Below are 26,038 nucleotides of genomic sequence, written 5' to 3' on the forward strand. Positions count from 1 at the left end.
CGCTTTAAAAAATAAAATCACTGTACACGCGTGGCATGGTGAACCCGTTACCTCGCATGCGTAGCATCAGGTTAATTAAGGCATGATTGAGCATATAAAGCCGGCCATCGGCGCCATCTTCTATCTGCGTAAGATTGTCGATCGTCCAGCTGATAGCCGATCTGTTTTCGTAACATGCCGACGGCTCAAACAGCTTATCCGCATGTCCGGCTTCAGCCAGCATCGTTAACGCATAGGCTAAAGGATAGGGGCGGTTAATCTCATCCTCCAGTTTCCTGTTCATTCTGGCGAAACTTCCGGCAAGATTATTAATGATCTGCTCTGTAAGCCAACTCTTCCTGCCGGTAAGCGTGGCTGTTTCGATAACGTAAGAACTGGCGATACCATGCAGGAAATAGTTTTCTGACGGGTCAATATGGTGTGCTGTATGTACCAACTCTTCTATTAACGCGTTAACTCTTTTTTCTTCGCGATCAAGCAGGCCGAGATTAAAGATTGCCATAATGTAATAGAGACCCATATGGGTTCGTTCAACCGGTGTGAGGCTATCCATCAGCGCGTTGGCCTGGCTAATACGATCCTGTTTATAGTGAATAGCCTGATGATGACCCGCTGCGGCGATGGCGTTTAACATCGTCAGTAATGGATAAACGGTGACAAATGCAGGCGTCATACTCTGTGGAAATGTCGGGTCGATACCCATTGTCGCCGCGTTATCAAGGTAATCCAGCGTCTCGAAGATGTAGTCCCGGCCATCGTTCTGCAACATCCCGCGATAGCCCATCAGACTGATCGCGCTAAACAGCATGCTCCCCCCGCGCCCGCGGAAAAAGGGCGATGGAATAGTAGCCAGCGTCTGCAGCGCCTCGCTAATGTGATTACGCTGCCAGGTTACGGCGGCTTGCGCTTTATTGCAAACTGCCAGCGCAAAAAACACCGAGGTATAGGCAGATAGCTTCTCGTAGTCGCCATGCTTGCCGCTGTTCTCATCTTTTATGCGGTTCGATTTAATCTCATTTATTGCGGTAAATAATAACCGTGGCAGATCCACACTCTTTTCCAGAATATCAAAAAGGTTGATATTTAATTTGGCGAGTGCATCAATGGTTATACTGTATTGCATCACCTTCCGATAAGGGTCAGGTTCGCTATTAATTAAATAGAGGATGTTAGAGATGTAATCGAACTTATCATTTTCGCTAAGTCTCTCCTTGGGTTTAATCAGCAGGCAGATAAAATCACAAAGCAAAGAGGAAAACCGCACATAACTATTTTTATATTGGGTTTTATGCTTGAGATCTTCAAATGCCTCCTGGATCCACAGGGAAAGTGTTTCGCTGTAGGGCATCGGATATTGCCCTAATCCCAGACCCCTGACTATTCTGCTCCAGGGCGTGGTAATAAGTCGGTTTTCGCCATTCAGTTGGCATAATGCCGCGTGCAAATTATTGTCGGATGTCAGGTTAGTCGTGTGCTGCATATTAAAGTGCCTCTGTCACAGTCTGTTCAACAACAGGTACGCTGAGACCGAGAAAATGGTCGCGCTTCCCTTGTAAAATTTCCAGCGCCCAGTTGAGCCACTTGATGCCTTCGCAGTAAATCGCGACCGGCCTGCGCTGGGTAACGACGCTGTCTTTAATGGTGCCGTCAAGCTCAGAGGAAAAGTGGAAAGGCGGCATTGCGGCAAAGTGTGTTCCCATCACAAAGACTAAACGCACCAGCCACCAGGGATCGTCTTGTACATATATTGAATTCGGATTGGCGCTGTCGTAGACGTTGCTCATCACCTGCGCAAAGTATTTTTCTATCCCAACGATCGACGGGTCATTAAGGGGATTACTGTTATTTTGTGCACAATCGGCAACCTTGTAGGACTGCTGATAGACATTATTATCCGTGAACTGAATTCGGATAACCGGGCTTTCACCAGCGCTGACGTTCATATCCAGCGTAAAGAGCTCATTATGGATTTCATCATAATGTCCGATGGAGTTGTGCCATGGCTTATTATCGTACATATAATCATCCTGGCAGCCAGCCCCTTCGCTTTGGAAGCCAATTGCCCGTGGATCGAGAAAACGCAGTTGAATAATGTTGGCGTTAATCGCTGTCAGGGCCTGAGTAATCTCTTCTTCGCTTCGCTGCTGGTTAATTAATTCCTGTACCGCCAGCAAGGGCGCCGTATTATTAATCTTGATGTTTTCCGTATTCGTATCGCCCATCACCAGCGAGTGATAGCGTGGTTCAAGCATACGCTGGTACTCAGGATGGGAACGGAAGGCGCTCAGCAGGGCTTTAATATTCAGGAACTCGCCACCGTTGATAATAATCTTCTCGCTGTCCAGCAGCTCTGGGCCAAAAGTCCGGGGTGCGGTCTGACGGCATAACCCCAGGCGATCTTCGATTTTCCTGAAATAGGCGATTTCCAGCGTATTGCCGCCCGATAGTTTCCGCTTCTCCCGATGAACGTTGTCGCGCAGAAAAGTAAAAATGATTTCATACAGTCGGGCAACGATGGGAGGTGCAAGGCAGTTTCGTTGGATAAACTGGCTGACCTCTTCCCCCTCGATCAGACTCATCTCGTAAATGACTTCCTTACAGGTATCTTTGCCGACCCGCTCCTGGCCGACAGGAGTAAGGATTTCACGTTCGGTAATGCGGTAAATCTGCGGGAAGAAGGGTTTCACGCTGTCCGGCAGGGCCCGGAGATAATCCACCTGCCGGGCAGCTTTGGCAAAGGGGGGAAGCATTACGCCTTGACCTCCCGGGGACCATTTAGCGGCGGTTAAGGCCTCGCTTAATATTTTCCTTACCACGATCGGTTCATCAGGTGAGCGTTGAATGAACATCGTCATCGATTCGCTACCGCTGTTACAGAACAGCACCGGCACTTCATCCGCCTCGATATAAGCGTTAATCGTGCCGCAAAGCAGATTTCGCCGTTCGGCATAGTCAGCCACCTGGTGATATTCGTCGGTGAGATCTGCCTGCGCTTCCCGCTCCCGCTGTTCCAGGATCAACTCTGGGTTGCGCGACCAGACATCGCGCACCGAGGCGATCAGCATAATTTCAGCCTGATACGGCGCGGTTTCCAGCGCGTCAGGAGCGAGCAGGCTATCCAGCGTAATGACTGAAAGATGGCAATCAAGGGCCGCTTGCATCTGCTGATCCGGGAACTCTCCCAGCAACATTTTATAGGTATTAATTTCCAGATCCCGCTGTGCTGTCAGTGGCAGGCCGGTAATGGAGATGACCGGCACACGGGCGTCGGTAAGCCCGGCAGCAAAATGTTTCACCACTGCCCAGGGCGACAACTTGCGGCCCACTCTGGAGTAGTAATCGCGACACAGCTGAACAGCGTTGTCTAACGAAGCGGCTCCGGCGGTGACAAGGCACGCGAGCCAACCGATAAAATCACGGCTCACCAGGCAGCTTTTTCCCTTATGGAATAATCCAGGGCGGTGAAGGTTCAGGAGTTCAAAGGTGAGGGTTTGCAGAATTATGCGTCGTATTACCTGCGTTTCAGGCTGAGCTTCGACGGTACGTAATTGCAAAAGTCTGCGCAGCGATGCTCCCTCACTCTGTTGCGCTTCAATGCGCAGGCAAATAGCGGCATAGTCTGGCGCGGTTGCCAGTTCCTGTAGCGCATTAAACACGTCGGTATTACTGAGTTCGTCGAGGCTGGATAAGTAAAAGAGCGTCTTTTCCGCATGGATAATAAAAGGGGTTTTTTGATAGCGAATCATGCCGTCCGGGGTGAGAATTTTTAAATCAGCGTAAGTCTGGTGTTTATCGGTTGAATCTCCCTGAATATTGCGTTTCAGACGGGCCATTAACACCCTCTCGCCAGACTGCAAAAAATGACGATAACGCCAGCTATTTTTATAAATACTCGCTACGCTCACCGGGATGTTGCCTTTCACCTCCAGTTTAATCTTCTCAACTTGCTGAATGGCCTGCGTAATTTTCGGTAAAAACTGTGCTGCGAACTCCGTATGGGCACGAGCAACATCCAGCCACCGATCAATACCGATGCAAACCTGGATGGGGTCACTACTGTCCCGGATAGTCGTTAACGCCCCCAGCGCCCCCATAATAAGCGACGCTTCCTGTCTGTCGCCGGTAAACGAAAACGTCGGGGTATGAATAGGGTTATCGCGCAGCATCTGCACCGATTTATTTCCGAGACCGAGCTCTATAATCGCGTCAGCACCCAGACCGTCCGCCATGCTGGCGCTAGTGGCAGAAACCATGACCTGATCCACAAGGGCAAGGATGGACAGGCGTATTTCCTCTTTATCGGTCAGGATTTTGTCGCAGTGGTTGGCAATCACCGGCGTATGAGGATCCTGAAATACGATCTGCTGGTCGAGCAGGAATTGTTCGAGTCCCCACGTTAAGGGGGCCAGTTGCGCCGAGTGGGTGATAAAGGCGGTGGGCTCCTTAAGCTTAATGACCTCGATATCTGCAAAATTCTTCATAAAGATATCGAAGCATGATTTTATGCTCGCTTTCACATACAGATTGATTTGTCGGCGGCTATAAATTTTATGCACTTCGATTTCGCTGCTAAGAAATTCATCCTTTAATGCAGCAGAGGCGTCGGCGAGCGTTTTTTCCCGGCCACGTAACGCAATAACGTAATAGAATTCGGTGACTAAGGGCTGTGCTTTTAGCTCGGGGGGATAATAATCAAAAACCGCCTGACTGAAGGGATCGTCATGGCTTTCGGAAGCCAGCAAAATATAAGGGGTAAAAAAGTTGGCGATTTTTACACCGTCACCGATGCTTAGGGCACCGCTGGCAACGGCGGCGTTAATCATGCCAAAACTCTCTCCGCCGTAGGCAACGACATGCAGAGACAGATTTTGTTGTTCTGCTTGCGCATGACACAGCGCAGCCAGCGCGAGATTATGGGTCAGGAAACTGGCACCGATAAACCCCTGCCGTTCCATCTTTCCTTCAGGAAGGGTCGCTGGGGTAATCAACATCTTCTCGGGCTGGTCCCCGTATCCCATCGCTATCGCCGCGTCACGGTATATCTGCTCAATGCGTTTATTTCCACTGTGCAACAGCTCACCACCAATATTCTGATAAACAGCCCGGCTACCTAATCCCGGAAAGAAACCTACTATATTATTCCTGTTTGCCACATATTTTTCATTCATTATAAACACCCCATTTATTTAACACATTAATATTGATATTTTTATAAGGCAGGTGCATTTGCGCCATCTAAACAGATAAACAGAATGCAGATGAAGTAGTTAATAAAAATATTGTTAGAATATTTTGTCGTGTGTTATTTATTTGAATCGCTGTAAAGCGGGTGAGAACCCTTATTTAATTCTCACCCGATTAATATATTACGGAAATGAATTATCCAGATAGCACAGCACCAGATGCGCTATTAATATAATTAGCCTTTTATTTGGCTCGTTTTTAACCCGCCGTTGAAGCTGCCAAGAATGACCACCATTAAGGCAATTAAGCTCAGCAATGCGCCTACCCAGAGTGGTGAGACAAAGCCATAACCTTTGTCCAGGGCCATGCCGCCAAGCCAGGCGCCGAGGGCGTTACCAATATTAAACGCGGCAATGTTAGTGCCAGAGGCGACAGTTGGCGCATCGCTGGCATACTTCATCATGCGCAGTTGTAGTCCTGGCGCGGTGGCTAAGCCAACAGTTCCCATCATCAGTAACAGGATCACGGTCATAATCTGATTCTGGGCGGAGAGGGCGAATGCCGCCATCACCACGGTGAGGAGTAACAGGATGGTACCGAGCGATTTGTTCAGTGATTTATCCGCCGCTTTGCCCCCGTAGATATTCCCCACAAAAGTCCCTACGCCAAACAGCACCAACAGCCAGGGTACCATCTGTGCGGTGAAACCAGAGACCTGCGTCAGGGTAAAGGCGATATAAGTAAACCCACCGATCACGCCACCGAAGGAGAGTACGCTCAGGAGGGCGGATACCCACACCTGAGGTCGGTTGAAGACGGCGAATTCACGGCCAAGGTTAGTATCACGGTGAGCGGGCATAACCGGAATTAACGTCCTGATCCCCACTATCGTTATAAAGCCAATGATTGCCAGTGCCCAGAAGGTTGTACGCCAGCCCAGCTCGAGCCCGACGAAGGTGCCCAGCGGCACACCAACAATGTTGGAGACGGTCAAACCGGCAAACATGAGCGAGATAGCCGCCCCTTTTTTATCCCCTGCAACCATATCAGAGGCCACCACCGCTCCGACGCTGAAGAATGCGCCGTGGCAAAGTGCCGCCACGATTCGACCCAACAGCAGCGTTTCATAACTGGTTGAAAGGGCAGAAATAAGGTTGCCGACAATAAATAAGCCGCTTAAAAGTAACAGGGTTAAGCGGCGCTCCATACGAATCATGACAGCGGTTAACAGAATGGCACCTATAGCTACACTGATCGCATAACCAGAAACTAAATATCCCGCCACCTGTTCAGTGACATTAAATTCAGCGGCAATTTGCGGCAGCAAGCCTACAATACCAAACTCTGTCAGACCGATCCCAAACGCGCCAAGCGCCAGGGCAAAAAGTCCTGTAGGCATTTTCTTCTCCTGATTGATAGGATTATTCGTATAACGAATAATATTTAAGTGATAAGTGGCATACGCATGCGGTGAAATAAATACAGCGTTCAGCTGTGCTTCAATTAATAGATTGCCGCACTCAGCATGCCTGCTGAAATAGGTGAAAATAATTGTGTCGCCTGTTCTCCTCAATGGAGCTCATTCGGAATGAATATTATGAATTTGTCAGGTATAGTAGAAATTAATTATCACAATACCAGGTATTACAATGGATAATCTTAAGAAGCTGGATTTGAATCTGCTGTTGACGCTGGATGCGTTGCTCACAGATCCCAACGTCACGCGCGCAGCCCGAAAGCTCAATCTTTCTCAGCCCACTGTCAGCGTGCAACTGGCGAAGCTGCGTAAAAGTCTCGACGATCCGCTCTTTTTACCTGGTCCACGCGGCATGCGTCCTACCGCGCGCGCGGAGCTTCTGCGCGCGCCGCTCGGCCAGGCGCTGGCATTACTGGATAAAGCCATCTCTTCCCCTGGCCCGTTTATTCCCGGCGAATCCCTGCATACCTGGCAGGTGATTGCGGCAGATTACTGCGAAAATACGGTGCTGCTGCCGGTGCTGAAAAATTTACGTCGTGAAGCCCCCGGCACCCGCCTGGCCGTGCTGGAAAACGCTAATTCACAAATTGCCCAGGTAGCAGGACAGGATAAGGTCGATCTTTTTTTCCATATCCGCGAAGAGTCACCCCAGGGACTGCGCTGTCGCATGTTATTTAGCGAACGCTACGTCCTGGTCTGCCGGGCAGGTCATCCCTGGCTGAAATCAACGCCAACGCTCAGGCAATTTCTGGAACTGGATTTTGTGATGATTTCACCGGACGGCGGCGGTTTTTGGGGAAATACGGACAGGGTGCTGTCGGAGATGGGGTTAAGCAGAAAAGTCGTGCTGTCGGTGCCGCATTTTATGTTTGCCGTCTTTACCATTGCTACGACCGATCTGGTCGGTATGCTACCGTTGCGGCTGGTGAGGGATAACCCGCAGCTCCATTACTTCGCACCCCCCGTTGATATCCCAGGCTTTGAGATGAATATGCTCTGGCACGAACATTTGCATCGTGAGCCTGCACACAAGTGGCTGCGGGATCTGGTGGTGAGGTCTCTGGAAGAGGGCGAAAATGGATGAACCGAACTCGCCGGGTGGCGGCTTCGTCTTACCCGGCCTACGAACAGCCCGGCCAACAAACGACCCGCGCAAGCGCCGTCCCGCCGGGCAATAAACCGCTTTCAGTACATCAATTTAATCTGCTGCCCCTTCGCGTATGTCACCATATCCTCATCCGGACGGCAGTCGCTCACGATGGCATCAAAACAGGTCAGCTCGCCCATTCGGGCCGGGCGCACTTTGCCTATCTTGCTGTGATCCACCACCAGCACATGGTACTGAGCCATGCTCATCGCCCACTGTTTTACCGGCAGTTCATCCAGATTAAAGCAGGTTGCGCCCTGACGGACATGCACACCCGCCGCGGAGTAAAAGGCGATATCCGGGCAGAGATTATTAAGCGTGTCCTGCAGATTGAGCGGTTTGAAAATGGCATTGCTGGCGTGGAACTCGCCGCCGCAGAGGATCACCCGGCAACCCGGTTTTTCCTGCAGGGCGAGGAACGTATTCAGGGAGTAGCAGACGCCGGTAAAGGGCAGGTCGTTATCAATGGCTTCGATGATCCAGGGGGTAGTGGTACCGCAATCGAAAAAGAGCGTTTGATGCGGCTGCACCAGCGAGGCGGCCAGACGCGCGGCTTTGCGCTTCTCTTCCACCAGACGGGTCTTTTGATCGCTCAGCAGATAGTGGCTGGCGCTGCGGGGTTCGAGGACGATATAGCCGCCAAGCAGCACTACGGGGCCGCTTTCACTGTTGAGATCCCGTCGAATGGTCATCTCAGAGACACCCAGCAGCGCGGCGGCTTCTTTCAGATGCAATTTATCGCTGCGCTTAAGCGCATTAATCAGTTGAGCCAGCCGTTCGTCACGTCGTGTTTCCATAGGTCCTCGGAGCCAAAAATGAACCCCCGTTACGCCGGGGGCTCAAGTTTAACTCGCTAAACCCGACTTAGTCACGTATCCAGCCTTTACGGATAGGCAGGGCAAAGCAGAAGCGGTGAAGCTGCGAAAGACGTTGATAGATAACGTCACCGCACAGATTCCAGAGGATCTGCGCGCTCAGGCAGCCCAGCAAGCCGACCATCAGCCCGCCCAGCATATCCATCGGCCAGTGCACGCCAAGATAGACGCGGGACCAGGCGACAGCGCAGGCTACCATCATTAAGACGATGCCCGACCAGACGCGGTGCCAGAACAGAAACGCCAGCGCAAAGGTGAAAATGACGGTGCCGTGATCGCTCGGGAAGGAGTCGTCTGCGGCGTGAGGCAGGAAGTTATAGCCGACACGATCGACAAACGGGCGGTCATGAGGGAAGAGATGCCCCAGCAGCCACGACGCTGCCAGGCTGATCACCAGCGCCATGGCAATTTTAATCACCAGCTGGCGCTGGGCACCCACCTGTTTGCGCGGTCCCCATAGCCAGAGGATCGCAATCAGCGCCGGCACGATGCTGATCAGGTCTTTCGCCACAAAGGTGGCGAGATTAATGCTCCACTCCGCTGAAGCAGGTGTGGCATTAATCAGATGAAACAGTCCGTAGTTCAGATCTTCTAACATATCCTCGTTACTCTTTTGCAAACCAGGCGGACACCAGGCCATAGGCCACCACCTGAGAAAACCACACCCACCAGCCTGCCCACAGGTTATGGGAGAAGAAATGTGCACCGCGCATCACCTGGCCATAGCCCATCCCCAGCCCGAGCACGATACCCGCGGCGACCATTCCCCAGGCCAGGCGCGGACGTTCACGCCAGAAGGCGAAGAACAGCCCCATCACCATAAAGCCGCTTGAGGCGTGCCCGCCCGGAAAACAGCGCCCGGGGCCGCTGCCGGCAGGGGCGGCGTCAAACAGGGGATAGGACAGCGCTTTGCCGCCGTACTCCACCAGGTCCCAGGGGCAGCTGTGATGGCTGGTGGCTTTCAGTATGCCCACCACCGCCGTGCCAAGCCCCATCAGCAACGCCCCGGTCACCCACTGAGCGTTGCGTCGCCAGATACCGTACAGCAGCATCCCGGCGGCCAGAGTGATGGTCAGGTATTTCGCCAGTCGATGATTGAGCAGATCGAGCAGCGCGTTCTGCTGCAGCGGAAAGTGTTGGCTCGCCGCATCAAACCAGTAGCCGGTCAGCACCCTGTCGAGGGTTTCATTCCGCGAAAGCCAGGTAAAAACCGCGGCCAGCACCAGCAGCACAATGAACTGGTTAACATAAAAACGTACCGGCAAAGGGTAAAGGGGTTTTGTCTTAGAACTCTTTAACTTAGACAATTCTGAAGCGGAGGAAATCTGTGTCATAATTAAGGTCAATGACTGGAAAAGCCTAAGCATACGGATGCCAACTTAAGGAAACCTTAAACGACGGCGATTTGTACGTTATTTCTGAACTGCTGCGTGAATCTGCTATCGCTGGCGCGGCCATTTCATTACACTCTGCGCGATTTTTTATCGGATATTGAGACTCCATGTTAAACCATTCTTCTTCTGGCACTCGCCTGGGGCGTCAGGCGTTGTTGTTCCCCCTGTGCCTGGTGCTTTACGAATTCTCCACCTATATCGGTAACGATATGATCCAGCCCGGCATGCTCGCCGTGGTGGCGCAGTACAACGCCGGGATCGAGTGGGTGCCCACCTCCATGACCGCTTACCTGGCGGGAGGGATGTTTTTACAGTGGCTGCTCGGCCCGCTGTCGGACCGTATTGGCCGTCGTCCGGTGATGCTCACCGGGGTGGCGTGGTTTATCGTCACCTGTCTGGCGACCCTGCTGGCGCAAACCATCGAGCAGTTTATGGTGCTGCGTTTTTTACAGGGGGTCAGCCTGTGCTTTATCGGCGCGGTCGGGTACGCCGCCATCCAGGAGTCGTTTGAGGAGGCGGTGTGCATCAAAATCACCGCCCTGATGGCTAACGTGGCGCTGATTGCGCCGCTGCTGGGCCCCCTGGTAGGGGCGGCGTGGGTGCACGTCGCGCCATGGGAGGGGATGTTTGTGCTGTTTGCAGTGTTGGCCGCCATCTCGTTTTATGGTCTGCACCGGGCGATGCCCGAAACGGCTACCCGCATCGGCGAAAAGCTCTCACTGCAGGAGCTGGGGCGCGACTATAAAGAGGTGCTGAAAAACGGTCGCTTTGTGGCCGGGGCGCTGGCGATTGGCTTTGTCTGTCTGCCGCTGCTGGCGTGGATCGCCCAGTCGCCGGTGATCATCATCAGCGGCGAAAACCTCAGCAGCTACGAATATGGCCTGCTGCAGGTGCCGATTTTTGGTGCGCTGATTGTGGGTAATATCGTGCTGGCCCGTTTGACCTCGCGCCGTACCGTGCGCTCGCTGATTATTATGGGCGGCTGGCCGATCGTGATTGGGCTGGTGGTGGCCGCGGTGGCGACGGTCGTCTCATCGCACGCTTACCTGTGGATGACCGCGGGTCTCAGCATCTACGCGTTTGGTATTGGGCTGGCAAACGCCGGGCTGGTGCGTCTGACGCTGTTTGCCAGCGAGGTGAGCAAAGGGACGGTGTCGGCGGCGATGGGCATGTTACAGATGCTGATCTTTACCGTGGGCATTGAGGTGAGCAAACACGCCTTCAGCAGCGGCGGCAACGGGCTGTTCAGCCTGTTTAATCTGGTAAACGGCCTGCTGTGGCTGGCGCTGATGTTTGTCTTCCTGAAAGACAAGCGGGTGGGCAGTTCGTTACAACCGGATTAAGCGGGCATGGTGCCCGCATTTTGCCGGGTGGCGGCTTAGCCTTACCCGGCCTACAAGACCTGCGAACCCGTAGACCTGCGCAAGCGAAGCGCCGCCGGGCATAGGCACTGTGCTCGCATTTTTGCCGGGTGGCGCTGCGCTTACCCGGCCTACAAAATCGTAGGCCCGTGCAAGCAACGCGCCGCCGGGCATGGCCTTAGCTGAACGGCGCCTCGCGGTTCAGGACGCGGTCGATAATCTCCAGCACCCCTTCTTCATTATTGTGCGGCGCCTCATAGCGGGCGATCGCTTTGATGTGATCCCGGGCGTTGGCCATGGCAAAACTAAACCCGGCCTGGCTCAGCATCTCCATGTCATTACCGCTGTCGCCGAAGGCGACCACTTCGCTGTCATCAATGCCCCACAGCTCCTGAAGCAGACGCAGGCCGTTAGCCTTGTGGATCCCCGGCAGGATAAGGTCGATATTGCCGTAGCCGGTGGTCACCGGCACCATAATATCGCTCAGTTTGTCGTGGATCATCTCCTGGATGCGCGGGATCGCCTCATCCGGCAGATTCAGCCCGAATTTAAAGAAGATATCGTTAAAGTTGTCGAAGTTATCCACCTTTTCCAGGCGGTGATAATATTTCGCGGCAACGTCGTGGAACGCTTCGCCATAGTGCTTGAGGGTATAGGCGCTGCCTTTCCCGCAGGCGATCACTTCCACTTCCGGGATGGAACAGAGAAACTCTGCGACGGTGGCGAACTGCGCCTGGGTCAGCTCGCCGTTATAAACATCTTCTCCGGCATTTACCACCCAGCCGCCGTTTTCAGCGACGAAGGCGATCTCATCGGCTATCTCCGGGAAAAAGGAGATCAGCTGGTAGTACTGGTTACCGCTGGCGACCACAAACCGTATGCCACGCTCCTTCATTTGCGCATACTGGCGCAGAAAGCGCGCGCGATTGTACTCCTTCGCATCGTTCAGGAAGGTGCCATCCATATCAACCGCAATCATCTTAACGCTCATTATCCATTCTCCATGACAGATTCACTCTGCGACGCCGGTTTAGCGACTGCCCGGGCGACCAGGGCGGCAATGATCACTAAGCCCAGTACCACCATCATGGCGCTGCGTAAGCCATAATGCTCCCCGAGGAAGCCCAACAGCGGCGGGCCCACCAGGAAGGCGAGATAGCCGGTGGTGGCAACCACGCTGACGCGCCCTGGCGCATCCGGGCCGGTATCGCTGGCTGCCGAGATGGTGAGCGGGAAGCCGAGCGAAGCGCCAAGTCCCCACAGGATCACCGACACGCCGGCCACCCAGTCGACATCAACAAAAATAATCAATGCAATACCCAGCCCGCCCAGCAGGGCGCTGGCGCGGACCACCGTCACGCGGCTGTAGCGGTCGATAAACCAGCCGCCGGTAAAGCGACCGACGGTCATACCGAGCGTAAACCCGGCGTAAATCAGCGAGCCGGAGGTGGGGCTGAATCCGTGGCCGTCCACCATCAGCAGCGGCAGCCAGTCGTTTGCAGAACCTTCGGCAAAGGCCATCGCCAGGACCACCACGCCAATCAACATCAGCTGCATATCGCGATAAAACGGCACGCCTTTCTCACCCTTTTTGCTCTCACCGGCCTGGTTCTTGCCGTTGCCATCCGGGATGGCGGTGATCCCCAGCAGAACCGGGGCGATACAGACCAGCGCCGCCAGCAAAGTATGGGTCGTGGCAGCGATACCGGAGGCGGTAAGTGCCATGCCGATACCGGCGCCTGCCAGGGTACCGAGGCTGTAAAAGCCGTGCATCATCGGCAGCACGGTTTTGTTCATCTCCTGCTCGATAGTGGCGCCTTCGACGTTGATCGCCACCTCTGCCGCGCCAAAACTGCCGCCAAAGACGGTCAGCCCGAGGGCAAACGCCAGCGGGGAGGCAAACCATAGCGCAGCGCTGAGCATCATCATACCGAGAATCGCGCAGCACATGGTGGTGCGGATCACGGTCCGCGTGCCGAAGCGCTTAACCAGCCAGGCGGAGCAGAGAATGCCGCTCATCGAGCCTATCGACAGGCCAAATAGCACGATGCCCATTTCCGCCGTCGAGACCGACAAAATGTCGCGAATGGCGGGGGTACGTGTGGCCCAGGAGGCCATCAACAGGCCGGGGATAAAGAAGAACATAAACAGCGCCCACAGGCGGCGTTGCAGCTTTTTGCGCGATGAGATGTCGGTCATGATTTCTGTACCAGAGGGACAACACAGGAGACAACACTAGCAAGTTTGTGTACATTTGTACATAAATTCGCTGAGGTAAAAATGAACAGACGACCCAACGATCCGCAACGGCGGGAACGGATATTGCAGGCCACCCTGGACACCATCGCCGAACACGGCCTGAACGCCGTCACCCACCGCAAAATCGCCAGCTGCGCCGGGGTGCCGCTGGGGTCGATGACCTACTATTTCGCCGGAATGGACGCGCTGCTTGAGGAAGCCTTCACCTGGTTTACGCAGCAGATGTCGGTGCAATACCGCGAGTTTTTTGCCGGGGTGACGGGGCCGGAGATGGCCTGCGAGTCGATTACCACTCTGATTCACAGCTCCCAGGTCACCACGCCGCACAATATGGAGCTGATGTACCAGCTTTATGCCTTTATGAACCGCAGCCCGTCGTTAAAAACCGTGATGCAGGACTGGATGAAAACCAGCCAGACGACGCTGGAGCAGTGGTTTGATCCGGTCACCGCCCGCGCGCTGGATGCGTTTATCGAAGGGATGACGCTGCATTTTGTTACCGACCGGCAGCCGCTTTCACGAGAAGAGTTAAGGGCGATGGTAGGGCGGATTGCGGGGGAGGGGGGATAAGCGTCAGGTCAGCAACAGCCTTTGCCGCAAACGCAGATAGTGATTTTACTTTTACGTAACATTGTGCCAGAAATAGTGTTGAAAATTTATCCACAAATCGATGGCATCATATCAGGCTAAACGGGCATAATAAATTTTACCCGGGTAAAATTGGCACCATTCTTATTGTCAGCCTACGCTTATATTTTTACCCGGATAAAAAGGCAAGCACATGCCCGCTATCACCCTTACCGCCTTCTGGCGGCAGCAGGAGATTGCGCACGGAACCCTGAGCGAACTGATGCAGCAGTTACAATCCGCTAACATCGGTCGTGAAACCGTTTTCATCTTTAACGATCGCAGCGGCAAGCGCCTCGATATTCATCTTCATGCAGATATTGCCAGCACCCTGGCGGTCTACCCGGAGCTGGCGGAAAGCACCGCGGTGAAAACCCGTGGACGACCAAAACTGGGCGTGTCGGCAAAAGAGGTCACCCTGCTGCCCCGACACTGGGAGTGGCTGGCTACCCAGCCCGGCGGCGCTTCCGCCACCCTGCGCAGGCTTATCGATCAGGCGAGGAAAAGCGCTAAACCGGTGGATAACAAGCGCCAGCGCCACGACCGCGCCTATCACTTTATGTACGAAATTGCCGGGGATCTTCCTGGCTACGAGGCCAGCATGCGCGCGCTGTTTGCTGACGATGAAGCCACGTTTACGGCCACTATCGCAAACTGGCCGCAGGATGTGCGCGAGTACGCGCTACGGTTAGCCTTTAGCAAAGAAGAAGCGAACCAGGACGCCTAAAATCTCTACAAGTGTAAATTTTTGTGCAATTTGCTTCTTTGGTATTACTATAATTTATTGATTTTAATAATATTAAAATCCACTACTGCTTTCTCTTTTTTCGTCAGACAACAAAACGCAGAAGGATACGCTACGCTTTGTAAACCAGCCTGCGGCAAGCGTTTCTACCTCTTCTGCGGACGTCGCCACCATAACACCGGGGAAGCCACTATGACCCACAGTCATGAAGATGATGTGAAAATGCTGCTGTCTGCGTTTGAGCAACGTCTCGAACAACTTTTGCCTGCGGGAGAGCAGGAAGGGCAGGTCTATGCGGCCATGCGCGATGCCACGCTTGTCGCGGGCAAGCGCATGCGCCCTCTGTTGCTGCTGCTGGCGGCGCGGGATATGGGCTACAAAACAGAGCCGACGGGCATTCTCGATCTGGCCTGCGCCATTGAGATGGTCCATGTCGCCTCCCTGATCCTGGATGACATGCCCTGCATGGACAACGCTACGCTCCGCCGCGGGCGGCCTACGGTTCACTACCAGTATGGCGAACACGTGGCGATTCTGGCAGCGGTGGCGCTGCTCAGTCACGCTTTTTGCGTCATCTCCCGCACGCCTTCGCTGACCCACGAGGCAAAAGCGCGGGCGATTGCTGAGCTCTCTGCGTCCGTGGGGCATATGGGGCTGGTGCAGGGACAATTTCGCGATCTCAATGAGGCTCGCCAGAACCGAAACACCGATGAGATCCTCCTGACCAATGAGCTGAAAACCAGCAGCCTGTTTAACGCCACCCTGCAACTGGCGGCGATTGCGGCCGACGCGCCACCTCCGGTCAGCGAACGGTTGCGCTTTTTTGCCCGCGATCTCGGCCAGGCCTTCCAGCTGATTGATGACCTGACCGATGGCTCCAGTGCCAACGGCAAAGATCCGCATCAGGATAAAGACAAATCGACGCTGGTTGCCGTGCTCGGGGCAGAGAGTGTCTTCCTGCGGCTGCGCGAGCACGTGCGCAGCGCCGATCAGCATATTGCTACCGCCTGTCAGCCGGGAAATACCGCCCGCTACTATGTTCACATCTGGTTTGAAAAACAGCTGACGCTTATCAGCCAGAGCCTGTCATTATCCCTGTCGGAGTGTCAATGAGCAGCCTGTCGCAACGTAAAAGCGATCATCTCGATATCGTCCTTAACAGCACGCCCGGCGTAAAAAAGTGTACCAGCGGCTTTGAAAAATGGCGCTTCGGGCATTGCGCACTGCCCGAACTGCATCTTGATGAGATTGACCTCTCGACCCCGCTGTTTGGCCGAACCCTGAACGCGCCGCTGCTGATAAGCTCCATGACCGGCGGCACCCGCCGGGCGAGCCAGATTAACCAACACCTTGCCACCGCCGCCCAGACGCTGGGGCTGGCGATGGGGGTGGGCTCCCAGCGCGTGGCGCTGGAGAGTGACGCCAGGTATGGCCTGACGCGCGAACTCCGAGCCGTTGCCCCGGACATTGTGCTGATGGCGAACCTCGGCGCGGCGCAAATCGCGGGACCACAGGGGCTGGATTATGCCAAACGGGCCGTCGAGACCCTCGCGGCGGATGCGCTCATCATCCACCTTAACCCGCTGCAGGAGGCGCTGCAGCACGGTGGGGATCGCAACTGGTGCGGCGTCATCGATGCCATCCATCGCACCGTCGAGGCGCTGCATGTGCCGGTGGTGGTCAAAGAGGTGGGCAGCGGGATTTCGGTACCGGTGGCCCGCAAGCTGGTCGCGGCAGGTGTGGCGATGCTGGATGTCGCCGGTGCCGGGGGCACCAGCTGGGCGGCGGTTGAGGGCGAACGCGCCGTTAATGCCCACGACCGGGCGGTGGCGATGGCCTTTGCCGACTGGGGGATCCCGACCGCAACGGCGCTCCAGGATCTGCATCAGGCGCTGCCCGATATGCCGCTGGTGGCCTCGGGCGGGATCGCCAACGGCATTGAGGTGGCAAAAGCGATCCGCTTAGGCGCAAGCCTGGTGGGGCAGGCGGCCGGCGTGCTGCAAAGCGCGTTAACCTCCAGCGAGGCGGTTATCGACCATTTTCAGGTGATTATCGACCAGCTGCGCGTCGCCTGCTTCTGCACCGGCAGTGCAAACCTGGCCCAGCTGCGTCAGGCCACGCTGGTGGCGCAAACGTAATGGCGCCAGCATGGGATATCATCTTAGCGGGCGGCGGACTGGCCAACGGGCTGATCGCCTTACGCCTGCGACAGCTACAGCCGGCGCTGCGCGTACTGCTTCTTGAGGCTGACAGTAAGCCTGGCGGGAATCACACCTGGTCTTTTCACGAGGGCGACATTACTCCGGAACAGCATCGCTGGGTTGCCCCGCTGGTGGCTCACCGCTGGCAGGGGTATGACGTCCGCTTTCCGGACCTGAACCGCACCCTTGCCGGGGACTATCTCAGCATCACCTCCGAACGTTTTGCCGAGGTGTTGACCGCGACCTGCGGCGACAATCTGCATACCCGCGTCGCAGTCACCGCGCTCACCCCGACGTCGGTGACGCTTGCTGACGGCACCACGCTCCAGGCCCGGGCGGTCATTGATGGTCGGGGCTACATGGCGGACAGGCATCTTACTACCGGCAGCCAGTCTTTCCTCGGCCAGCAGTGGCGTCTGAGCGAGCCCCATGGCCTGACCCGGCCCATCCTGATGGATGCCACGGTCAATCAGCAGGGCGGGTATCGCTTTGTCTACACGCTGCCGCTTTCCGCCACCGAACTCTTGATCGAAGATACTCACTACGTTGACGCCGCCCGACTGGATGCTGGCGTTGCGCGGCAAAACATCGCCGATTATGCCCGCGAGCAGTGCTGGGCGCTGGCGCATCTTGAGCGCGAAGAGCAGGGCGACCTCCCCATTATGCTGGCGGGCGATTTCCCGGCCTTCTGGCAGGGGCGAGACAAACAGCCCTGCAGCGGCCTGCGCGCCGGGCTGTTTCATGCCACCACCGGCTATTCTCTGCCTCACGCGGTGGCGCTGGCCGAGGCTATTGCCGCAAGCGCGGATAGCAGCGCAGCCGCGCTTTTTTCCGTTATCCATCGCTACTCCCTGCGCCAGTGGCGCGAGCAGCGCTTTTTCCGCTCCCTCAACCGCATGCTCTTCCTGGCGGGGGATGCCGATAAGCGCTGGCAGGTGATGCAGCGGTTTTACTCTCTTAACGAAGGGCTGATTGCCCGCTTTTACGCCGGAAACATTACTCTGGCCGATAAAGCGCGGATCCTGGCAGGCAAGCCCCCGGTACCCGTCGGCGAAGCGATGCTCGCCATACTGAAACTCACTCCCCGGATGCGAGCGTTTCACCATGAATAAAACAGTGATTATTGGCGCCGGTTTTGGCGGATTAGCGCTGGCCATTCGGCTACAGGCGCAGGGCATCAACACGCTTCTGCTGGAGCAGCGGGATAAGCCCGGCGGACGCGCTTACGTTTATCACGACGAGGGATTCACCTTTGACGCCGGGCCGACGGTGATAACCGATCCCAGCGCCATCGAAGAGCTCTTTACCCTGGCCGGTAAACGCATGGTCGATTATGTCGAGCTGCTGCCGGTGACCCCGTTCTATCGCCTCTGCTGGGAGACGGGAGAAGTCTTTGATTACGACAACGTGCAGACCCGGCTGGAAGAGCAGATAAGACGATTTAACCCGCGCGATGTAGAGGGCTACCGCAAGTTTCACGCTTATTCGCGGGAGGTGTTTAACGAGGGCTATCTCAAGCTTGGCACGGTGCCGTTCCTCTCTTTTCGCGACATGCTTCGCGCCGGGCCGCAGCTTACCCGCCTTCAGGCCTGGCGCAGCGTCTACAGCATGGTCTCCCGCTTTATCGAGAACGAACAGTTGCGCCAGGCGTTCTCGTTTCATTCCCTGCTGGTGGGGGGCAATCCCTTCGCCACCTCGTCCATTTACACCCTGATCCACGCCCTTGAACGGGAGTGGGGCGTCTGGTTTGCCCGGGGCGGCACCGGGGCGCTGGTGCAGGGGCTGGTGAAGCTCTACCAGGATCTGGGCGGCGAGCTACAGTTGAATGCGGAGGTGACCCGGCTGCAGGCAGACGGCGATCGTATCAGCGCCGTCACGCTAAAAGATGGCCGGACGATCCCGGTCGCGGCGGTGGCCTCCAATGCCGACGTGGTGCATACCTATGAAAAGCTGCTGGGACATCATCCCACAGGGGCGGCGCGCGCGGCCTCGCTTAAGCGCAAACGGATGAGTAACTCCCTGTTTGTGCTCTATTTTGGCCTTAACAAGCAGCACGATCTGGCCCACCACACCGTCTGTTTCGGGCCGCGCTATAAAGCGCTTATCGACGAGATATTTAATAAAAACGCCCTGGCGGAGGATTTTTCCCTCTATCTGCATGCCCCCTGCGTCACCGACCCCTCCCTGGCCCCGCCGGGCTGCGGCAGCTACTACGTGTTAGCGCCTGTGCCGCATCTGGGGACGGCGGATCTCGACTGGGACGTTGAGGGGCCGCGCCTGCGCGACAGGATTTTTGCCTATCTCGAAGCCCACTACATGCCGGGGCTGCGTAGCCAACTGGTGACTCACCGCATGTTTACCCCGTTTGATTTTCGCGACCAGCTTGGGGCGCATCTGGGCTCCGCCTTTTCGGTGGAGCCGATCCTGCGCCAGAGCGCCTGGTTCCGGCCGCACAATCGCGACAGCCGCATCCCCAACCTCTACCTGGTCGGGGCGGGTACCCACCCAGGCGCCGGTATTCCCGGGGTGATTGGCTCGGCCAAAGCAACGGCAGGACTGATGCTGGAGGCGCTTTCCCGATGAACACAACCCTGATGGATCACGCCACCGACACCATCGCCGTGGGGTCAAAAAGTTTTGCCACCGCCGCAAAGCTGTTCGATCCCGCCACCCGGCGTAGCGTGCTGATGCTTTACGCCTGGTGCCGCTACTGCGACGACGTGATCGACGGGCAGGAGCTGGGGTTTAACGTCACTCCTGTAGAGCTCACCCCGGCAGAACAGCGTCTTGAGATGCTCAAACGCCAGACCCTGCGCGCCTGGGAGGGGGGCGAGATGCATGAACCCGCCTTTGCCGCCTTTCAGGAGGTGGCGCTGGGGCACAACATCCCGCTCCAGCTGGCTTACGATCATCTGGATGGCTTTGCCATGGATGTGCGCGAGACCCATTACGAGACCTTCGATGACACCCTGCAATACTGCTATCGCGTGGCGGGGGTGGTGGGGCTGATGATGGCGAGGGTGATGGGCGTGCGCGATGAAGCGGTGCTCGATCGCGCCTGCGATTTAGGCCTGGCGTTTCAGCTGACCAATATCGCCCGGGATATTGTCGAGGATGCCCGGGTTGGTCGCTGCTATCTGCCGGCCCGGTGGCTGGCGGAGGCGGACATCGACCCGGCGGCAATGACCTCACCCCAGATGCGCCAACCCCTCGCGGGCATTGCCCAGAGGCTGGTGGCCGAAGCCGAACCTTACTATGCCTCTGCCCGGCAAGGTCTGGCCGGGCTACCGCTGCGATCCGCATGGGCAATTGCCTCGGCGCACGGGGTCTACCGTGAAATTGGCGTGAAGGTGAGCGCGGCGGGTGCCCGCGCCTGGGATAATCGACAGGGCACCAGTTCGGTGGAAAAATCGGGATTACTGCTAAAAGGCGCCTTGCTGGCGCTTACTTCTCGTTTTGCGACGCCGTCGCCGCGTCCGGCTCAGCTCTGGCAGCGCCCTCGCTAGCCGCGCGACGCGCCTTGCGCTGGCGTAACGTCGCCTGCAATTTTTCTACCGGCGGGGCATAGAGAAAACCAAAGGAGACGCAGTCCTCTTTGCCCCGCACCGCATGGTGCAGACGGTGCGCCAGATAGAGACGCTTGAGATAACCTTTGCGCGGGATATAGCGAAACGGCCAGCGCTGATGCACCAGCCCATCATGCACCATAAAGTAGAGCGCGCCGTAGGCCGTCATCCCGGCACCAATCCACTGCAGCGGCCACAGGCCCCACGTTCCCAGTGCAATCAGCACAATCGCCAGCACGGCGAATACCACGGCGTAAAGATCGTTCACCTCAAACCAGCCTGTGCGCGGCTCGTGGTGCGATTCATGCCATCCCCAACCCCAGCCGTGCATGATGTACTTGTGGGAAAGAGCGGCGACGAGTTCCATGGCGGCAACGGTTAAAAGCACGATCATTGTGTTGTACAACGCGAGCATTGGGGCTCCTTGGGCTCGGGAAAATTGATCTGGCTGATTAAGCGTAACACTTATTTGGAGCAAGGGTGGGGGCAAGCAATAAAGGGCTTTGCGAAAGGGCTGGTGCAGGGTTTCAGGCAACAAAAAACCCATCAACCTTGAACCAAAACGGCGGGGTTGATGGGCTCCACAAATTGGGGACATCAAAGAAAAGCAGTGGCAATAGTTATGACTGACGTCTGGCAGAAAAGTTCTGCGCATAGCGAAAATTTTTTCGTCATTGCGCAAAAATTTTTTATCCCAGACCCGGCCAGATGATGATGATTAGCGTCCCCGCGAGGGTTAACAATACGTTAGCGATGGCATAGGTGCCCGCGTAGCCCAGCGCCGGAATGTTGCTGCGCGCGGTATCGCTGATGATTTCCATCGCAGGCGCACAGGTTCGCGCCCCCATCATGGCGCCAAACAGCATGGCGCGGTTCATACGCAGCACGTAGGCACCGAACAGGAAACAGATCACCACCGGCACCAGGCTGACGATCAGCCCGGCCACCAGCATCTGCCAGCCCACCGCGCCCAGGCTGTGGCCAATGCCGCTACCTGCGCTTAAGCCGACACCCGCCATAAACACCATCAGGCCAAACTCTTTCACCATGTTCAGCGCCCCCTGGGGGATATAGCCGAAGGTAGGGTGGTTGGCGCGCAGGAAGCCGAGCATGATCCCGGCGAACAGCAGGCCGGCAGCGTTGCCGATGCCAAAGCTGAAATTGCTGAACTGGAAGGTGATCATCCCGATCATCAGGCCGACGATAAAGAATGCGCAGAAGGCGAGCAGGTCGGTCACCTGGCTGTGAATGGAGATAAAGCCGATGCGGTCGGCAACGGTCTTCACGCGGCGCGTGTCGCCGCTCACCTGCAACACGTCGCCTTTGTTCAGCACGATGTTGTCATCGATAGGCATCTCGATCTGGCTGCGGATCACCCGGTTGAGGAAGCAGCCGTGGTCGGTCAGTTTAAGCTGTCCCAGGCGGCGGCCCACGGCGTTGTGGTTTTTCACCACGATCTCTTCGGTGACGATGCGCATGTCCAGCAGGTCGCGGTCGAAGACCTCTTTGCCGTTACGGAAGCTCGGGTCGAGACGGGCGTGCGCATCCGGATAACCCACCAGGGCGATATCGTCCCCCATCTGCAACACCGCGTCGCCGTCCGGGTTCGCCAGAATGCCGTTACGGCGGATGCGTTCGATATAGCAGCCGGTCTGGCGATAAATGCCCAGCTCGCGCAGGTTTTTACCGTCTGCCCAGGCCACCAGCTCCGGGCCGACACGGTAGGCGCGGATCACCGGGAGGTAGACTTTGCGTTTGCTGTCCGTATCCAGACCGCGTTCGCGGGCGATTTGCTGGGCGCTGGTCTGCAGATCCTGATGCTGTAACTTCGGCAGATAGCGAGCCCCCACGATCAGGCTCACCAGACCAATCAGATAGGTCAGGGCATAGCCAAGGCTGAGGTGATCTAACGCCATAGAGAGCTGGGCGTTATCCAGCCCCAGATGGCGCAGCGTATCTCCCGCGCCAACCAGCACCGGCGTGGAGGTCATCGAACCGGCCAGCATGCCCGCCGTCAGGCCGATATCCCAGCCAAACAGTTTGCCTAAGCCTAACGCAATCAGCAGGGCGCTGCCGACCATCACCAGCGCCAGCATCAGGTAATTTTTGCCGTCGCGGAAGAAAATAGAAAAAAAGTTAGGTCCGGCTTCAACACCGACGCAAAAAATAAACAGCATAAAGCCCAGATTAAGGGCATCCGTGTTAATACTGAAATGCTGCTGGCCTAATAATAACGAGACGACTAAAACGCCAATAGAATTACCAAGTTGGATTGATCCCAGGCGTAATTTACCCAGGCACAGGCCCAGCGCCAGTACCACAAATAATAGCAGGATGTAATTCCCGTTTAACAATTCTGCGACGTTTATGTTCACGAAGGATAACTTCTTGTTTACCAGTAAGTGGTTGAAGGGACAGGTGATTTAGGCTACTGTTTTCCCGGTGTTGAGGAGCGCTGCGGCTCCCGGCCGCACACTATAATATATATCGAATAATAATACCAAACTATTACTTTATTTATAACAGACAGCAACATCTGCTCGTGATTGCGTAACGACGCGCCGTTCAGGCATGGAATGCCATATAAACCATCTGATAGTGCGTCCAGTGGACGAAAAATGAATTTGCCCGCGCTGTAGGGGGACGATTTGAATATTAAACGTAACTGGTTTGGGGTGGCTTGCTGTTTTTTACTTTTCACCGGCGTGTGCATCTGCCTGACGTTCAACGTAAGGGGGGCATTTATTGCCGCCGGGCGTCCTGAGCTGGGATTATTGTTCTTCACCTTGCCCGGTGCTGTCGCCAGTTTTGTCTCCCGCGGAGGAGAGGTCATCCGGCCGCTGCTCGGCGCAATACTCGCCGCGCCCCTCTGTCTGGTGGTGATGCGTCTGGTCTTTATCCCTTCACGCACGATTGTGCAGGAGATGGCCTGGCTGTTAAGTGGGGTCTTCTGGTGTGCGTTGGGGGCGCTGTTCTTTCTGTTCGTGCGCCGGGCGCTGGAGAACCGCCGGGCAAGAATAAAAACGCCCTCAGAGTGAGGGCGAGAAAGGCTTACTGGGCAGCAAACAGCCCGAGGTGTGCTTTGGCATAGGCTTCAAAATCGGTAAAGCCGCCGATGTGGGTCTGATCGAGGAAGATCTGCGGTACGGTTTCAACCGGCTTACCGACGGTTTTTTCCAGATCGGCTTTGGTGATGCCTTCGGCATGAATGTCTACGTAGCGGTAGTTAAAATCATCACGCTCGGCGGTCAGTTTTTCTGCCAGATCTTTAGCGCGCACACAGTAAGGGCAGCCTGGACGTCCAAAAATTACTGCAAACATGTTCTCTCTCCTGAAACGAAGCCTGACGGCGAATGACGCTATATTGCCGATAACTATCGGTAATGAAAAGCAGGTTCTGCCTGTTACATTGATACCTCCAGGCTATGTTTCGCCAATTACAGCCGCCTTTTCTTTGCCTATACTGGCGATATTGTCATTAACGCCCGTACAGAGAGACCGCATGACGCCCGTAATTGATCTGCTTCGTTCCCACCGTTCCATTCGCCATTTTACCGATCAACCCATCAGCGATGCCCAGCGTGAGGCCATTCTTGCCGGCGCGCAGGGAACCTCCAGCTCCAGCTTCCTCCAGTGCAGCTCCATCATCCGCATTACCGATCCCGCGATGCGTGAACAGCTGGTGACCCTCACCGGCGGGCAAAAGCACGTGGCAGAGGCGGCGGAGTTCTGGGTCTTCTGCGCCGACTTCAACCGCCATCTGCAAATCTGCCCCGAAGCACAGCTGGGACTCGCCGAGCAGCTCCTGTTGGGCGTGGTGGATACCGCAATGCTGGCGCAGAACGCCATGACCGCGGCGGAGTCGCTGGGGCTGGGTGGGGTTTACATTGGCGGCATCCGCAACAGCATTGAGGCTGTGACCGAGCTGCTGCAGCTGCCGAAGCATGTCCTGCCGCTGTTTGGTCTCTGCCTGGGCTGGCCTGCGGATAACCCGGACGTCAAGCCGCGCCTGCCTGCGGCGATGGTGATGCATGAAAACCATTACCAACCTGTCGATAAAGCGGTGCTGGCGCAGTACGACGAGGAGCTGGCGAACTACTACCTCAGCCGCGCGACCAATAACCGCCGCGACACCTGGAGCGACCATATCCGGCGCACCATCATCAAAGAAAATCGTCCGTTTATTCTCGACTATTTGCACAAACAGGGCTGGGCGACGCGATAAGTCCATTCATCCTGCGCCTGCCTGCGTGTATGATACGCAGGCTTTTACCAGATCATGTCTGAGAGGTGCAGGGTGAAAATTGCCATATTGTCCCGGGATGGAACGCTCTGGTCGTGTAAACGCCTGCGTGAAGCGGCGCAGCAGCGCGGCCATCTGGTGGAAATCCTCGATCCGCTGTCCTGCTATATGAATATCAGCCCGGCGGCATCTTCTATTCACTATAAAGGGCGCCAGCTGCCGCATTTTGACGCGGTTATTCCGCGCATTGGCTCGGCTATCACCTTTTATGGCACCGCCGCGCTGCGCCAGTTTGAGCTGCTCGGCAGTTATCCGCTGAATGAATCCGTGGCGATCACCCGGGCGCGTGACAAACTACGCTCCCTGCAACTGCTGGCCCGCCAGGGAATCGACCTGCCGATCACCGGTATTGCCCATTCGCCCGACGACACCCACGATCTGATCGAGATGGTCGGCGGCGCGCCATTGGTGGTTAAACTGGTTGAAGGCACCCAGGGCATTGGCGTGGTGCTGGCCGAAACCCGCCAGGCGGCAGAGAGCGTGGTGGATGCGTTTCGCGGCCTGAACGCGCACATTCTGGTGCAGGAGTACATTAAAGAGGCGAAAGGGCGCGATATTCGCTGCCTGGTGGTGGGCGATGAAGTGGTTGCGTCCATCGAGCGTCAGGCGAAAGAGGGCGATTTTCGCTCTAACCTGCATCGGGGCGGCGTAGCCCGGGTGGTGGAGATCACCCCACGCGAGCGGGAGATGGCCCTGCTGGCCGCCAGAACCCTGGGGCTGGACGTTGCCGGGGTCGATATCTTACGCGCCGACAGAGGGCCGCTGGTGATGGAAGTCAACGCCTCGCCAGGGCTGGAAGGCATTGAGAAAACCACCGGGATTGATATCGCCGGGAAGATGATCGGCTGGATTGAACGCCATGCCACGCCGGAGTTTTGCCTGAAAACGGGCGGATAACT

At 56.2% G+C, this 26,038-nt stretch carries 23 protein-coding genes; 12 read left to right on the forward strand and 11 right to left on the reverse strand.

Features of this window, described 5'->3' with window-relative positions:
- Positions 1-4: 4 nt before the first annotated feature.
- The 3 genes from GNG29_RS07250 to GNG29_RS07260 form a co-directional block, all read right to left on the reverse strand.
- Positions 5-1,480 (reverse strand): hypothetical protein, encoded by a 1,476-nt coding sequence (locus GNG29_RS07250; protein ID WP_156654166.1) that lies wholly within the window; start codon positions 1,478-1,480, stop codon positions 5-7.
- A gap of 1 nt (position 1,481) precedes the next feature.
- Positions 1,482-5,168: an ACP S-malonyltransferase gene (locus GNG29_RS07255; RefSeq protein ID WP_156654167.1), complete on the reverse strand. Its 3,687-nt coding sequence runs from the start codon at positions 5,166-5,168 to the stop codon at positions 1,482-1,484.
- 251 nt (positions 5,169-5,419) lie between these two features.
- Positions 5,420-6,757, reverse strand: coding sequence for an MFS transporter (locus GNG29_RS07260; protein ID WP_197431836.1), 1,338 nt, complete (start codon positions 6,755-6,757; stop codon positions 5,420-5,422).
- Between the two features lie 76 nt (positions 6,758-6,833).
- On the opposite strand from GNG29_RS07260, the gene GNG29_RS07265 reads away from it, so the two are divergent.
- Positions 6,834-7,745, forward strand: a complete 912-nt coding sequence (locus GNG29_RS07265; protein ID WP_156654168.1) for a LysR family transcriptional regulator — start codon at positions 6,834-6,836, stop codon at positions 7,743-7,745.
- A 101-nt stretch (positions 7,746-7,846) separates the two neighbouring features.
- Here the strand turns inward: GNG29_RS07265 and deoR are convergent, their stop codons facing one another.
- The 3 genes from deoR to GNG29_RS07280 all read right to left on the reverse strand — a co-directional run bounded on the left by deoR (position 7,847) and on the right by GNG29_RS07280 (position 10,017).
- Positions 7,847-8,605, reverse strand: a complete 759-nt coding sequence (deoR, locus tag GNG29_RS07270) for a DNA-binding transcriptional repressor DeoR (RefSeq protein ID WP_103178839.1) — start codon at positions 8,603-8,605, stop codon at positions 7,847-7,849.
- A 67-nt stretch (positions 8,606-8,672) separates the two neighbouring features.
- The gene (gene ybjG / locus GNG29_RS07275) at positions 8,673-9,281 is read right to left on the reverse strand and encodes an undecaprenyl-diphosphate phosphatase (protein ID WP_156654169.1); all 609 of its coding nucleotides are present in this window, start codon (positions 9,279-9,281) and stop codon (positions 8,673-8,675) included.
- A 7-nt stretch (positions 9,282-9,288) separates the two neighbouring features.
- Positions 9,289-10,017: a phosphatase PAP2 family protein gene (locus GNG29_RS07280; protein ID WP_156654170.1), complete on the reverse strand. Its 729-nt coding sequence runs from the start codon at positions 10,015-10,017 to the stop codon at positions 9,289-9,291.
- 167 nt (positions 10,018-10,184) lie between these two features.
- Here GNG29_RS07280 and GNG29_RS07285 point away from each other — a divergent pair, with 167 nt between their 5' ends.
- Entirely contained in the window at positions 10,185-11,420 is a 1,236-nt protein-coding gene (locus GNG29_RS07285; protein WP_156654171.1) for an MFS transporter, read from the forward strand.
- Positions 11,421-11,616: 196 nt separating this feature from the next.
- Here GNG29_RS07285 and GNG29_RS07290 read toward each other — a convergent pair whose 3' ends face one another.
- Positions 11,617-12,429, reverse strand: coding sequence for a Cof-type HAD-IIB family hydrolase (locus tag GNG29_RS07290; protein ID WP_156654172.1), 813 nt, complete (start codon positions 12,427-12,429; stop codon positions 11,617-11,619).
- Positions 12,429-13,637 (reverse strand): MFS transporter, encoded by a 1,209-nt coding sequence (locus GNG29_RS07295; RefSeq protein ID WP_103178844.1) that lies wholly within the window; start codon positions 13,635-13,637, stop codon positions 12,429-12,431. The genes GNG29_RS07290 and GNG29_RS07295 overlap by 1 nt, the downstream gene beginning before the upstream one ends.
- Before the next feature lie 81 nt (positions 13,638-13,718).
- Here GNG29_RS07295 and GNG29_RS07300 point away from each other — a divergent pair, with 81 nt between their 5' ends.
- From GNG29_RS07300 to crtB, 7 genes are all read left to right on the forward strand, one after another.
- Entirely contained in the window at positions 13,719-14,267 is a 549-nt protein-coding gene (locus GNG29_RS07300) for a TetR/AcrR family transcriptional regulator (RefSeq protein WP_156654173.1), read from the forward strand.
- Positions 14,268-14,478: 211 nt separating this feature from the next.
- Positions 14,479-15,051, forward strand: coding sequence for a DUF2239 family protein (locus GNG29_RS07305; protein WP_156654174.1), 573 nt, complete (start codon positions 14,479-14,481; stop codon positions 15,049-15,051).
- A gap of 210 nt (positions 15,052-15,261) precedes the next feature.
- Positions 15,262-16,182 carry a polyprenyl synthetase family protein gene (locus tag GNG29_RS07310; RefSeq protein ID WP_103178847.1) on the forward strand — a complete coding sequence of 307 codons (921 nt, stop codon included), beginning with the start codon at positions 15,262-15,264 and terminating at the stop codon, positions 16,180-16,182.
- Positions 16,179-17,207, forward strand: coding sequence for a type 2 isopentenyl-diphosphate Delta-isomerase (gene fni / locus GNG29_RS07315; protein WP_156654175.1), 1,029 nt, complete (start codon positions 16,179-16,181; stop codon positions 17,205-17,207). The genes GNG29_RS07310 and fni overlap by 4 nt, the downstream gene beginning before the upstream one ends.
- The gene (gene crtY, locus GNG29_RS07320) at positions 17,207-18,382 is read left to right on the forward strand and encodes a lycopene beta-cyclase CrtY (RefSeq protein ID WP_103178849.1); all 1,176 of its coding nucleotides are present in this window, start codon (positions 17,207-17,209) and stop codon (positions 18,380-18,382) included. Before fni ends, crtY begins: the two co-directional genes overlap by 1 nt.
- A complete protein-coding gene (locus GNG29_RS07325) occupies positions 18,375-19,853 on the forward strand; it encodes a phytoene desaturase (protein ID WP_103178850.1) in 1,479 nt (492 codons plus the stop codon). Before crtY ends, GNG29_RS07325 begins: the two co-directional genes overlap by 8 nt.
- Positions 19,850-20,776: a 15-cis-phytoene synthase CrtB gene (gene crtB / locus GNG29_RS07330; RefSeq protein WP_103178851.1), complete on the forward strand. Its 927-nt coding sequence runs from the start codon at positions 19,850-19,852 to the stop codon at positions 20,774-20,776. The genes GNG29_RS07325 and crtB overlap by 4 nt, the downstream gene beginning before the upstream one ends.
- On the opposite strand, the gene GNG29_RS07335 is transcribed toward crtB, so the two are convergent.
- Positions 20,715-21,251 (reverse strand): sterol desaturase family protein, encoded by a 537-nt coding sequence (locus GNG29_RS07335; protein ID WP_156654176.1) that lies wholly within the window; start codon positions 21,249-21,251, stop codon positions 20,715-20,717. The genes crtB and GNG29_RS07335 overlap by 62 nt on opposite strands.
- 274 nt (positions 21,252-21,525) lie before the next feature.
- Entirely contained in the window at positions 21,526-23,211 is a 1,686-nt protein-coding gene (locus tag GNG29_RS07340; RefSeq protein ID WP_103178853.1) for an aspartate:alanine antiporter, read from the reverse strand.
- Between the two features lie 273 nt (positions 23,212-23,484).
- Here GNG29_RS07340 and GNG29_RS07345 point away from each other — a divergent pair, with 273 nt between their 5' ends.
- The gene (locus GNG29_RS07345) at positions 23,485-23,874 is read left to right on the forward strand and encodes an inner membrane protein YbjM (protein WP_156654177.1); all 390 of its coding nucleotides are present in this window, start codon (positions 23,485-23,487) and stop codon (positions 23,872-23,874) included.
- Between the two features lie 13 nt (positions 23,875-23,887).
- Here GNG29_RS07345 and GNG29_RS07350 read toward each other — a convergent pair whose 3' ends face one another.
- On the reverse strand, positions 23,888-24,157 hold the full coding sequence (locus GNG29_RS07350) for a GrxA family glutaredoxin (protein WP_103178855.1): 270 nt from the start codon (positions 24,155-24,157) through the stop codon (positions 23,888-23,890).
- 181 nt (positions 24,158-24,338) lie between these two features.
- Here GNG29_RS07350 and nfsA point away from each other — a divergent pair, with 181 nt between their 5' ends.
- A complete protein-coding gene (gene nfsA / locus GNG29_RS07355) occupies positions 24,339-25,061 on the forward strand; it encodes an oxygen-insensitive NADPH nitroreductase (RefSeq protein ID WP_103178856.1) in 723 nt (240 codons plus the stop codon).
- 72 nt (positions 25,062-25,133) lie between these two features.
- The gene (gene rimK, locus GNG29_RS07360) at positions 25,134-26,036 is read left to right on the forward strand and encodes a 30S ribosomal protein S6--L-glutamate ligase (RefSeq protein WP_103178857.1); all 903 of its coding nucleotides are present in this window, start codon (positions 25,134-25,136) and stop codon (positions 26,034-26,036) included.
- The last annotated feature ends 2 nt before the right edge of the window (positions 26,037-26,038 follow it).

Source organism: Leclercia sp. Colony189, assembly GCF_009740165.1.
GTDB lineage: Bacteria > Pseudomonadota > Gammaproteobacteria > Enterobacterales > Enterobacteriaceae > Enterobacter.